Source organism: Humibacillus xanthopallidus (assembly GCF_006717145.1).
GTDB classification, from domain to species: Bacteria; Actinomycetota; Actinomycetes; order Actinomycetales; family Dermatophilaceae; genus Humibacillus; species Humibacillus xanthopallidus.
The window spans coordinates 1-13098 of the sequence record NZ_VFQF01000002.1 but is presented as its reverse complement, the minus strand read 5'-3'; the positions used below and the strand labels follow the sequence as shown (position 1 = coordinate 13098).

General features: G+C 70.0%; 5 protein-coding genes. All 5 read left to right on the top strand.

Features of this window, described 5'->3' with window-relative positions:
* Positions 1 to 142: 142 nt before the first annotated feature.
* Positions 143 to 6856 carry an SdrD B-like domain-containing protein gene (locus FHX52_RS11150; protein ID WP_185747247.1) on the top strand — a complete coding sequence of 2238 codons (6714 nt, stop codon included), beginning with the start codon at positions 143 to 145 and terminating at the stop codon, positions 6854 to 6856.
* Between the two features lie 11 nt (positions 6857 to 6867).
* Entirely contained in the window at positions 6868 to 8229 is a 1362-nt protein-coding gene (locus FHX52_RS11145) for a multicopper oxidase domain-containing protein (protein WP_141822184.1), read from the top strand.
* A 92-nt stretch (positions 8230 to 8321) separates the two neighbouring features.
* Positions 8322 to 9590: a multicopper oxidase domain-containing protein gene (locus FHX52_RS11140; RefSeq protein WP_185747246.1), complete on the top strand. Its 1269-nt coding sequence runs from the start codon at positions 8322 to 8324 to the stop codon at positions 9588 to 9590.
* Positions 9591 to 9607: 17 nt separating this feature from the next.
* Complete coding sequence (locus tag FHX52_RS11135; RefSeq protein WP_185747245.1) at positions 9608 to 12562, top strand: multicopper oxidase domain-containing protein; 2955 nt, start codon at positions 9608 to 9610, stop codon at positions 12560 to 12562.
* 60 nt (positions 12563 to 12622) lie between these two features.
* A partial coding sequence (locus FHX52_RS11130; protein ID WP_221630577.1) for a hypothetical protein occupies positions 12623 to 13098 on the top strand: 476 nt, incomplete at its 3' end.

Below are 13098 nucleotides of genomic sequence, written 5' to 3'. Positions count from 1 at the left end.
TGGCAGCCGAGGGACCACAGCACGGCGCCGACCTGCCAGCAGGCGAGACCCCCACGCGGCGGGGCGCCGCATCCGGTCGGCACGTGGCTCCGCCCGACGCCGTCTGGTCAGCGCCCTCGCCGCTGTCGCAGTGACGGTCGGCATGGTCAGCGTCCTCCCCGCGGCGACCGCTGCGGCCGCCGCGACCAGCACCCTCGACGTCTCGGTGACCAGTGCCCGGACCGAGCCACGCGCCTTCGGCGGCACCGGTGTCTCGAAGGGCGACGCCGTCACGGCCTTCAGCTACATCATCAACGTCGACGAGACGGGTACGACCGACCAGCGCTCGGCCGCGCCGGGATCGGGCTGCTCGGCTCTCGATGCCGGCTACCCGTCATCGTGCAGGTGGCAGTCCATCACCGAGCCGTCCGGTTGGGCGCCGATCTACACCCAGGGCACGCAGGACGACCTCCCGCTGGCGGGCCTCCCCGACGGTCGCTACCTCATCTCGATCACCGCCGACGGCTACAAGATCGACGGAGCACACTTCTGCGTCGACACCGGCGCAGCCGACGTTGCCGGCTGCCCGAGCCCGCTCTCCGGACCGCTCGCGGTCGAGCTCCAGCCGAACCCGCTGCCGGACGGCACCCTGCGCGCCCAGGTCTTCGAGGACAACGCCCCCACGAACATGGGCTACGACACCTCCGAGGCGACGATGGCCGGCTTCGTCGGGCACATCGTCGACACGCTCGGCGAGATCCAGACCGACGTCTACGGCAACCCCCTCTGCACGCGCTACGAGGGCGAGAACCCTGACACCTACGAGATCCCGCTCTCCGCCCTCGACGCCGACATGCTGCCGATCCCCATCCCCGGCAGCGGTGGGCAGTGCGTCAGCGACGCCTCCGGCATGCTCGCCATCCCGCACCTCGGGTCCAACCGGTATGCCGTGTCGGTGACGCCACCCGACGGCCCGACGGCGTGGATCCAGACCACGACCCTCGAGGGCAACCACGACTACGACGCCTGGATCATGGAGGGCGACACCGGCTACAGCACGATCTTCACCCATGGCGGCGAGCCGACCCCCGACCCGATCTTCGGCTTCGTCAAGGCAACCAACACGCTCTCCGGCGGGAGCGGCCACATCACCGGGTCCGTCGTCGCCATCAAGACGTACACGCCACCCAAGGGTGGCTCCTACGACTTCTGGGGCGGCAACACCGGCACCAAGGTCGGCGGCCCGATCAACCGTCCGTGGCTCTCGCTGTCGGACCTGCAGGCCGGCGACGCCGCGGTGTGGATCGGCCGTGGCAACGCGGACGGCACCTTCGACATCTCCGGCGTGCCCGACGGGGACTACACCCTGAGCTGGTGGGACGAGCCGCAGGACTACAACCTCAACATGATGAACGTCACCGTGCGGAACGGCTCGACGGAGTCACTGGGCCAGCTGCCCCTCAACGGCTGGTGGACGGAGTACTCGGGGTTCGTCTTCAACGACGCCAACCGCAACGGCAGGAAGGACGCCGGCGAGACCGGCATCCCCGACTTCACCCTCACGCTGCGCCACCGCGAGAACAACCTCTACGACCGCGGCCAGTCCACCGCGGTGACCGACAGCACCGGCCACTACTACTTCGAGAGCGGCTACCCCATCGGTGAGTGGGTCGTCCTGGAGGCCTACAACGACTCCTTCTACACGACCGGCGTGACCTACCAGGCCGACAACCAGCCGACCCCGACCACGGTCAAGGGTGCCGGCGTCGACCTCAGCGTCATGCCGATCATCGGCCTCAGCGGCACCGTCGACTGGGGCGTGCACGCCTACGACCGCAACGGCACGAGCGGCGGGGTCGACCCCCGCAACGGCGGCATCGTCGGCACCGTCAGCTACGACACCACCCGCAACGAGCTCAACCCGCAGTATGCCGTCTCGGAGGACTGGCAGCCCGGCGTCTCCGGGGTGCCCGTCGAGCTCTACGACACCGTGCCGTGCGGCACGAACGCCGGGCGCGCCTGCGACTCCTCGGACCGCTACGAGCTCGCGACCGACGGCTCCTACGCGAAGGGCAGGCTGCTCAACACCTACGTGACGGAGTCGTGGCAACGGCCCACGGGCTGCACCGCCCGCGACGTCGACGGCAACCCGCTCGTCCACGCGAAGGACAACCCGACGGCATACGACGAGAACGTGCTCGTGCCCACGCAGGAGACGACGGGCGAGTGCATCTCGAGCTTCATGCAGGGCATCCAGTTCGCGCCCTACCCCACCGACCAGGGCACCCCTGATGCGAACTTCGGGGCGGCCGTGAACGGCAACTACGGCTTCGGGGAGGGCTGCTTCACCGGCACCCTCACCGCCACCGACCCGTCGAACCCGGTCTGCACCGGAGGGGCAGGCTTCGAGGCGCTCCCCGGTGGACGTGACTACCTCGTGCACGTCGCCGTGCCGGAGGACGCCCAGCACCGCCCGCTCTACCACGTGACCGGCGAGGAGGACATCAACATCGGCAACGGCGACCAGATCGTCCCCCAGGTCCCGCCGCCGGCGTGTGCCGGTGCGCTGCACACGGTCGACGTGCAGGACAACACCAACGCCCCGACGACGGACGGCTACCCGGCGGTGGTCGGCGACGGCACCAACGGAGCCCCCACCGGGGTGACCGTGCCGGCATCGACGCCCGTGCACAACGCCACCTTCGTCGACATCGGCGGGTCGCCCTTCGAGGGGACCCCCAAGCCGCGCTGCGACACCAAGCTCGTCACCGTCAGCAACGGCAAGTCGATCGTGCCGATGTTCAACGTCTTCACCGACGTGCCGGTCCCGTCACGCATGCGGACCGTGATCATCGACGACATCAACTTCAGCAACGACCCGCGCTCGATCATGTACGGGGAGAAGGCCGGGCTGGCCTTCGCACCGGTCGGCATCTACGACTACGCCAACAAGCTCGAGTACACGACCGAGACCGACTTCAACGGCATCTACGACGTGCTGATGCCGTCGACGAACCACATCAGCTGCCCCACCCCGTCGGGCGTGTGCGGCAACCTCTACCGCTTCGTCGCGAACGACCCCGGCATCCCCGGCCGGCTCAACCCGAACTACAAGCCGAACTTCGCGACCCAGAACGCCGGCGCCGAGGGCCTGCCCGGCATCAGCACCTTCGCCGACCTCGCGCCGACCCAGGTCGGGCTGCAGATCGAGTCGCCCAGCACCGGCCTCACCCAGGTGACCTGTCCGCAGAGCGCCACCTCGCCACAGCTGATGACGGTCTCGAAGCCCTACGTCAACGGATCAGGAGCCTTCAGCATCAACGGAATCGGCTTCGGCGCCACCAAGGGCACCGGCACGGTGACGCTCGACGGCACCGCCCTGCCCACCGGCAGCTGGAGCGACACGGCGATCGGCGTCACGGTTCCGGCCGGCACCCCGGTCGGTCCCCACCAGCTCGAGGTCACCGCCGCCAACGGGCAGTCGACGGTCAACGGCCTGACCTTCCACGTCCTCGGTACGGGCTACAACCCTGCCCTGCGCGAGGTGGGCCCCGGCCAGACGTACGCCTCGATCCAGGAGGCGCTCGACGCGTCGCTGACGAACAACGGCGACGACCTCGTGGTCGTCTACCCCGGCACGCCCGACCTGGCCAACCCGCGCAACAACCCGCGCGGCGCCTACTACGAGAACCTCGTCATGGCCTCGCCGGTCAAGCTCCAGGGAGTCGGCCCCGGCGGCTTCCAGGGCAGCACTTACGTGCCCGGCTCGATCATCGACGCGAGCGCCTACGGCGGAGACACGGCCGCCGCCACCGACTGGTTCAACCGCGTGGGCGCGCTGTCGTGGGACGGCAACCAGACCGTCAACGACGGAGAGGCCATCTATCTCGTCGCCTCGCAGAACGCGACGACGGCGGCAGGGCGAGCTCGGCAGTTCACGAGCTCGTTCAAGGCCTCGATCGACGGCTTCGACATCCGCGGCGGCTCGCAGAACGGCTTCCCGGGCAACATCAACGACCTGACGGGCGGGGCGACCGGCCTGCCGCCGACGATCGAGACGCAGGGCGGGGCGATCTTCGCCAACGCCTACGTGCGCAACCTGCAGGTCACGAACAACGTCGTGCAGAACAACGGCAGCAGCTACGGCACCATCCGCGTCGGCACCCCCGACCTCCCGGCCCCGGACACGAACCAGCACAACGAGGACGTGCGGATCGCCGACAACCGGATCGTGCAGAACGCCGGCACCAACCTGGCCGGTGGCATCGGCCTCTTCGCCGGCTCGGACCGCTACCAGGTGACGCAGAACGACATCTGCGGCAACTTCTCGCTCGAGTACGGCGGCGGCCTCAGCGTCTACGGCCTCAGCCCGGCCGGCTCGATCGACCACAACCGCATCTACTTCAACAACTCGAACGACGAGGGCGGCGGCATCATGATCGCCGGCGAGCTGCCCGTGGTGGCGGGCTCGCTCTCACCGGGGACCGGTGCCGTCGACATCGTCGGCAACCAGATCCAGGGCAACCTCGCCAACGACGACGGCGGCGGCATCCGGTTCCTCATGTCGGGCAACTTCCCGATGAACGTGCACGACAACATGATCGTCAACAACGTCTCGACCCATGAGGGCGGTGGCATCGCCATCGACGACGCGCCGAACGTGCGGGTCTACGACAACACGGTGATGAAGAACCTCACGACGGCCACCGCCGTGACGTCCGACGGCACGCCGGCACCTGCCGGGCTCGCCACGGCCGGCAACAGCGATCAGCTCCAGGCCAGCCTTCCGGCCGGCTCGCCGACCTTCAGCAACCCGCTCCTGTTCGACAACGTCTTCTGGGACAACCGCGCCGGCACCCGGGCCGGACGGACTGTGACCGGGCTCGGCCTGGCCGGTGACGCCAGCGCCGTCAACCACTGGGACCTCGGCGTCTCCGGCGGCTCGGGCTCGCTCGCCCCGACGAACTCGGTTCTCCAGCAGAACCTCGCCGGACCCTCCCACCCCTACACCGCGAGCCCGACGAACGTGCTGGCCGACCCCCAGGTCGTCGGCGTCTACGACGTGTCGGTGACCTTCGCGACGTGGCGCCAGAACCCGGCCTTCGTGGACTCGACGCTCGTGGCGGTCGAGGCGCCGGCCGACCTGCTCGGCAACTACCACCTCGGGGCCTGCCCCGGCTCGCCCGCGTGCAACCTCGGCGCGAGCTCCAAGGCCGTCCCGGCATACCAGGCCCCACCGGCCTCACTGCCGGCCTCGGCCCTCGACATCGACGGCCAGGCGCGGCCCGCCCTCGGCGGCTTCGACGCCGGCGCCGACGAGTTCGGTGGGTCGGTGCCACCTCCGCCACCGCCACCCTCGACCGCCGACTTCTTCTACTCGACGGCGGGCAACACCAACCCGCCGGGCGTCGGTGGCACCGCGGACGACGCCGACATCTACCACTGGAACGGCACGGCCCACAGCCGCACCACCAACATGTCGGACCTCCTCGTGCCCGCAGCCGCCAACGTCGACGGCTACGCGCAGGTCGATGCCACCCACTTCTACGTCTCGTTCAGCTCCGACACGACGCTGCCCGGACTGGGCGCAGTCCAGGACGAGGACGTCGTCTACCGCGACGGCAGCGTGTGGCGGCTCTTCTTCGACGGGACGGCGCACGGGCTCGGCGCGAGCGCCAACCTCGACATCGACGCCCTCAGCGTCGTCGGAGGCGTCCTCTACTTCTCGACCGCCGGCAACACCAACCCGCCGGGCGTGGGTGGCACTGCCGACGACGCCGACATCTTCCGGTGGAACGGGAGCACCTATGCGCGAGTGGTCAACGCCAGTGACCTCGGCATCCCGGGGTCGGCCAACGTCGACGGCCTGCAGTGGGTGGACACGACGCACTGGTACCTGTCCTTCTCCGCCGATGCGACCGTGACCGGGCTCGGCGCGGTGCAGGACGAGGACGTCATCAACCGCAGCGGCTCGACGTGGTCGGTCTACTTCGACGGGACGGCGCACGGGCTCGGCGCGAGCGCCAACCTCGACATCGATGCCTTCTCGCTTCCGGGCGGCGCCACCGCTCCCCCCGCGACGAAGCTGTTCGTCACCCCGACGAACGCGCTGTCCCTACCCGGCATCACGGGCTCTGTCGCCAACGACGACGTCGTCGGCTTCGACGGGTCCTCCTACTGGATGCTCTTCGACGGCTCTGACGTGCTGCCCTCGACGGTGGCGAGCGCGGCCCGGGTCAACGCCTTCTCGGTCATCGACTCCAGCACCCTGCTGCTGACGTTCGACCGCACGGTGACCCTCCCCGTCCTCGGGACGGTCACCCCCTCCGACGTCGTGAAGTTCACCGGCACCCTCGGACCGGCCACCTCGGGCAGCTTCTCGTGGTACCTCGACGGTTCGGACGTGGGGCTGACGACCACGGCCGAGGCCATCACGGGCCTCGACCGGCTCGACGACGGCAGCCTCGTGGTCAGCACCGCGGGAGGCATCGGTGTCACCGGCATCGCGCCGGGCGACACGACGGGATCGGACGTGTTCCGCTTCGTGCCGACCGCTCTCGGGGCCACCACGAGTGGCTCCTGGCAGTGGTACCTCGACGGGTCGGACGTCGGCCTCGGTGGCGGGTCCCTGGCCAACCAGGCCGCGGAGCGGCTGGGCGGCGTGGCGGTGAGCGCCGACGGGTCGCTCCACCTGACGACCAGCGGTGCGTTCAGCGTCACCGGCGTCTCCGGCAACAACCGCGACGTGTTCGTGTGCGGCTCACCGCAGACGGGCGCGACCAGCACCTGCGCGTGGTCGCCCACGAAGTACTTCACGGGCAGCACCCACGGGTTCACCAACACCCTCAACCCCCTCGCGGGGATCGACCTCCCGTGAAGGGGCAAGCCATGAGCGAGAACGTGAACCCCCAGCCGCCACGCCGCCGTTCGGCGTTCGCCACCCGCGGCTTCACGCGCCGCCGCTTCCTGGGCCTCGCCGGGGGCGCGGTGGCCGTGGCCGGCGGCGTGAGCTGGGCCGGCAAGGTGCTCGTGCCCGAGCCCGTGGCGTATGCCGCCAGCGGTGACCCCGACCTCTACCTCGCCGGAACCGACGGCTGGATCCACCTGCCCGAGACTCCTGCGATCCCGCCCTACCACCCGGACGTGCTGGCGCCGGCTCCGTTCACGACCTACATCTTCGGGTTCCGCAACGTCACCGGCATGACCGCACTGCAGAAGGTCGGGCAGAAGAACAAGGCCCAGCACTCGGCACCGCTCTTCTGGGTCAAGCAGTTCGACCCGGCCCACCCCGTCGACTTCAAGGTGCAGCTGACCAACCTGGGGCTCCAGGGGCGGCCCGACCTCTTCGACGCCCACACGCTGCACTGGCACGGCTTCCGCAACGTCATCCCGTTCTTCGACGGCGAACCGACGGGGTCGGTCGCCGTGCCCTCCGGGCGTGACTTCACCTATGTGTACCGCCCCCGCGACCCCGGGACGTACATGTACCACTGCCACGTCGAGGACGTGGAGCACGTACACATGGGGATGACCGGCCTGGTGTTCGTCAGGCCGCTGCAGGACGGCAACACGAGCCTCTACCGGAGCGGCACCTACCTCTACAACGACGGCGACGGGTCGACCGGCTTCGACCGCGAGTTCTCGATGTTCCTCTCCGAGGTGTGGGCGGAGGCGCACTGGGCGGACGCGCACATCCAGCTACCCGAGTGGAGCGACTACCACGCCGACTTCAGCCTCCTCAACGGTCGCGTCTACCCCGACACGATCGCCCCGAACGGGTCGGTCGACCCCTTCCACCCGGTGCGCGACCCCAACGGGGACCTCATCCCCCCGACGGGGCGTCCCGATCTGCAGTACCAGCCGCTCTCGTCGCTCGTGACGTGCAACGCGGGCGACCGGGTGGCCCTGCGCTTCGCGAACCTCGGCTTCCGCGAGCAGGCGATGACCCTGTCAGGCATCCGGATGCGGGTCCTGGGGCGCGATGCCACCCCGATGCGCGGACGCGACGGCACCGACACCTCCTACGAGACCGAGACGCTCGACATCGGACCCGGCGAGAGCTACGACGTGATCTTCGAGGCCCCGGACCACCAGGGTCCGGGCTTCGACACCTATCTGCTCTACAACCGCAACTACACCCGGTCCAACAACCTCGCGCCGGGCTCCTTCGGCGGGCAGGCGACCGAAGTCAGGGTCTACGCGGCGAACACCGTGCAGCAGCAGCAGTACCCGAACGACTGGGGGATCTGAGCGCCATGACCACGTCCAGCAGGGCCCTCCGTCCGCCATCGCGACCGCGACGAGCCCCCCGAGCACCACGAGCACTGGGCGGTCGTGCCCTCATGCTCGCCGTCACGCTGCTCAGCCTCCTCGGGGCGACGCTGACCGGAGCGGCGCAAGCGACGGCCACCCCGCCACCGGCGGTGGGGATCGTCTGCACGACCGGCGCCGGCGGGGTTTCGGCGAGCCCGATCTTCAACCTCACGACGCACACCGGCTACATCAGCCTGCCCGACGGCAACACGACCTTCATGTGGGGCTTCTCGAACGGCGCCGACGACTTCCAGCACCCGGGACCCGTGCTGTGCGTCAACGAGGGAGACACCGTCACCGTGATCCTGCACAACACCCTGCCCGATGCGACCTCCGTCGTCTTCCCGGGCCAGGAGAACGTGCTGGCCGACGGCGTGCCGTCGCAACCGGAGGTCTCGGGCGCCACGATGACGTCCCTCGCGGGCACGGCTGCGGCCGCCGGAGGCAGCGCCACCTACACGTTCACGGCGACCAGGCCGGGAACCTTCCTCTACGAGTCCGGCACCAACCCCGAGAAGCAGGTGCGGATGGGGCTCTTCGGGGCACTCATCGTGCGACCGACGCTCGGCGCAAACCACGCCTACGACGACCCGACGAGCCGGTTCACCCCGAACGAGGAGTTCATGGTGCTGCTCTCGGAGATCGACCCGTACCAGCACCAGGCCGTCGAGAACGGCGCCACCTTCAACATGAACACCTACCACCCGCGCTACTGGCTCATCAACGGGCGCGGATTCCCCGACAGCATCGCCGACAACGGCGCGGCGTGGCTGCCCAACCAGCCGTACGGCTCCCTCGCGTCGGTGTCGCCCTTCGGAGGCGCGGCGCACCCCTACCCGGGCCTGGCGCGCTACCTCAACGTCGGTACGGAGGACTACCCGTTCCACCCGCACGGCAACAACGGGCTCGTCATCGGTCGGGACGGGCGTCCGCTCACCGGCTCCGGCGGCCAGGACCTGTCGATGGAGAAGTTCGCCATCAACATCGGCCCGGGGCAGACGTGGGACGTCCTCTTCAAGTGGTTCGACGCCGAGGGCTACAACCCGACGACAAACCCCGTCCCGGTCACGGTGCCGAGTCTCGCGAACGAGGTGATCGGCGTCTTCTACAGCGGCAGCCCGTACCTCGGGAGCCGGGAGACCCTGCCACCCGGAACGCAGTCGAAGAACCAGTGCGGTGAGTACTACATCATCTCGCACAACCACGCCCTCTTCCAGATCACGTCGTGGGGCACGAACATGACCGGCCCGATCACGTACATGCGGATCAACCCGCCGACGCCCAACAGCTGCGGATGACGAGAGGCGGCAGAACGATGACCTACAGGAGCACCCTCCAGAGGCTCGCCCTCTCGCTCGTCGGCGGCGTGGGGCTGGTTGTGCTCGGCGCACTGGTCGGACCGGCGAGCTCGGCCCGAGCCGCAACCGTGCCGATCGACCTCTACGCGAGCACCGGCACCATGTCGCTGCCCGGCATGGCCTCACCCGTTCCGGTCTGGGGCTACCGCAGCTCGGCGGGATCGGTGACGGCCCCGGGTGGGCCCGTCATCACCGTGACCGCGGGCGACCTCGTGCAGGTGACGCTGCACAACGCCCTGCCCGAGCCCACGGCCCTGCTCTTCACGGGCCAGCCGATGCCCCCCGACCGCACGGGAGCGGCGGCCGGGACGACGAAGACCTACTCCTTCACCGCCGGCCGGCCGGGCACCTACCTCTACGAGGCCGGGCTCGTGCCGAACGGGCAGCACCAGGGCGCGATGGGCCTCCACGGAGCCTTGGTCGTGCGGCCTGCCACTCCTGGGCAGGCCTACGACGCGTCCACGGCCTTCGACACCGAACAGGTGCTCGTGCTCAGCGAGATCGACACCGCCCTCAACACCCGGCCCTCGCCCGACACCTTCGACATGCGACAGTTCAACCCGCGCTACTTCCTCGTCAACGGCAAGGTCCACCCCAACACCGACGCAGTGACGGCCACCTCCGGCCAGAAGGTGCTGCTGCGCTACGTCAACGCCGGCAACCAGTACCACTCGATGGCGGTGCTCGGCGCCGACCAGCTCGTCGTCGGCATCGACGGCAACAAGGTCCCCTTCGCACGACGCTACGTGGCAGAGACGTTCGGACCCGGCCAGACCACCGACGCCATCGTGACCGCACCGACGACGACCACGAACCGTCGCCTGCCGATCTACGACGCCAGCATGACCCTGCACAACAGCAACACCGCCGGCGTCGGCGGCATGCTGACCTTCCTCACGGTCAGCGGCTCGGGCACCCCCACCGACACCATGGGCCCGGTGGCCCGGCCGGTGGCCTTCGCCGCGGGCACCCTGACCGCCACCCTCGACGAGACGACCACCGGAGGTGCGGCCGTGCAGTCGGCCGAGTACTACCTCGACTCCGTGGCCGCCAGCGCCACCCCGATGACCCTGTCGGGGGCGGCCTCGCCCACGCGCACCGCCTCGGCGCCGGCCACCGTCCCCTCCGGCAGCCACGTCCTCTACGTTCGCGGCCGCGACGCCCTGGGCAACTGGGGACCGTTCGGCTCGGTCCTCGTCAACGGCGGTGACACGACCGGCCCCTCCACGACGTCAGCCACCCTGACGCCCGCCCTGACCAACACGGCGGCCGGCTCCACCGTGGCCGTGCACGCGACGGCCGACGACACCGCGTCCGGAGGATCGGCGATCTCGCTCGGCGAGTACTTCATCGACACGCCCGCGACCGACGCCAACCGCGGCGCAGGCGTGCCCATGACGGCGAACGTCGCCGCGCCCACAGCCAGCCTCGACGCCGTGATCCCCACGTCCGCGCTGACCCCCCTCACCGGCGGCACGCACACGGTGTCGATCCGAGGTCGGGACGCAGCGGGCAACTGGGGCACGGTGACGACCGCGACGCTGACGGTCGACCGTACGGCTCCGGCCGTCCACGGGCTGACCGTGGCGCCCAGCCCCAACAACGGCACGCTCAGCTACAACGTCGGCATCTCCGCCGTCCGCCTCACAGCGGGCTCGATCACCGACACGGGCAGCACCGTCGCCGCGGCCGAGGCGTTCATCGACGCGGTCGGCGCCAACGGCACCGGCATCCCGGTGGTCGCCCTGGACGGCCTCTACAACTCCGCCAGCGAGGCGGCATACGCGAACATCCCGCTGTCGACGGTCACGGCGCTCAGCACCGGAAGCCACGTCATCTCGGTGCACGCCAAGGACGCCGCGGGCAACTGGGGAGCCGTCGCCACGACGACCCTCGTCGTCGACAAGGTCGCCCCCACGGTCACCGGACAGGCCGTGACTCCCAACCCGACCGGCACCGCGACGTCCGTCACCCTGACGGCGACCGGAAACGACGCGAACACCGTGGTCACCGCCGCCGAGTGGTACCGCGGCGCCGACCCGGGCGCCGGCAACGCGACCGCGATGACGGTCACCCCGGGCACGGGGTCCCGGCCCCTCACGGCCACCATCGCCGTCCAGACCTGGAACGAGGGCAGCTATCCGCTCTTCGTCCGGGCCCGCGACGCCGCCGGCAACTGGAGCACACCGGTCTCGGTGACCCTGCTCGTCCGTGGTCCCGTCACCTTCTCCACCCTGGGGAACAGCCTTCCCCCGGGCGCGGGCGGAACCGCTGACGACGCCGACCTCTACACCTGGAGCGGCACCGCCTACACCCGGACGTTCGACGCGAGCGCAGTGACGGCGCCCTTGCCCGCAGGTGCCAACGTCGACGGGTTCTCGCGGGTCGATGCGACGCACTTCTACCTATCGTTCACCGACGCGGTGGTCGTGCCCGGCCTCGGCACCGTCCAGGACGAGGACGTCGTCTATCGCAACGGCACGTCGTGGCAGCTGTGGTTCGACGGGTCGGCCCACGGGCTCGGCACCAGCGCCAACCTCGACCTCGACGCCATCAGCGTCACGGGCTCCACCCTCTCCTTCTCGACCACGGGGAACACCAACCCGCCGGGAGTCGGGGGCACCGCCGATGACGCCGACGTCTACACGTGGAACGGGGCGAGCTTCGCCCGCGTGTGGGACGCCAGCGCGAACGGCATACCGGCGGCGGCGAACCTCGACGGCTTCAAGCGGGTGGATGCCACGAGCTTCTACGCGTCGTTCGCGGCAGACACCACCGTTCCGGTCCTCGGAGCCGTCCAGGACGAGGACGTCGTGCGCTCCAGCGCGGGCACGTGGTCGGTCTACTTCGACGGCACCGCCCACGGACTGACCTCCGCCAATCTCGACCTCGATGCCTTCGATGTCCCCTGACCTGAGGTGGCGGTCTCGCGGAACCCCCCGAAGCGAGGCCGCACCGGAAGGAGCCGGACGATGACCGCCAACCCCGAGATGGCACTCCGCGCCGAGCCTGGCCGGGCTCGACGCCACAGGTGGCGTGCCTGGGCGGTCATCGTCCTGGCGCTCGCGCTCATCGGCGGCCTCGCCGCGCACGCGCTGACGAGCCGGGGTCCGGCCGACGTCCGTGACGGCACGGAGCTCGTCACCGCCGAGGGCATGGCTGCTCGCGCGGGCATCGAGGTCTCACTCGTCGCGGTGACCGCCGCGGGCGGGCTCGTGGAGTTCCGCTACCAGGTCGTCGACCCGGACAAGGCCGACCGCCTCGTCCACGACCCCACGATGCGCCCCATCATCGTGGCCGAGGACACCGGCGCGACCCTCGTGCTCTCCGAGCGTCCACACCAGCACGCAGCCGAGCTCGAGCTCGGTGGCACGTACTTCTTCCTCCTCGCCAACGCCGAGAACGCCCTCCACGAGGGGTCGCGCGTGACCCTCGTCATCGGGGACGC

Bases quoted from the DNA above. Each gene is read 5' to 3' on its own strand.
- FHX52_RS11150 (WP_185747247.1), top strand. From the start codon at position 143: ATGGTCAGCGTCCTCCCCGCGGCGACCGCTGCGGCCGCCGCGACCAGC.
- FHX52_RS11145 (WP_141822184.1), top strand. From the start codon at position 6,868: ATGAGCGAGAACGTGAACCCCCAGCCGCCACGCCGCCGTTCGGCGTTC.
- FHX52_RS11140 (WP_185747246.1), top strand. From the start codon at position 8,322: ATGCTCGCCGTCACGCTGCTCAGCCTCCTCGGGGCGACGCTGACCGGA.
- FHX52_RS11135 (WP_185747245.1), top strand. From the start codon at position 9,608: ATGACCTACAGGAGCACCCTCCAGAGGCTCGCCCTCTCGCTCGTCGGC.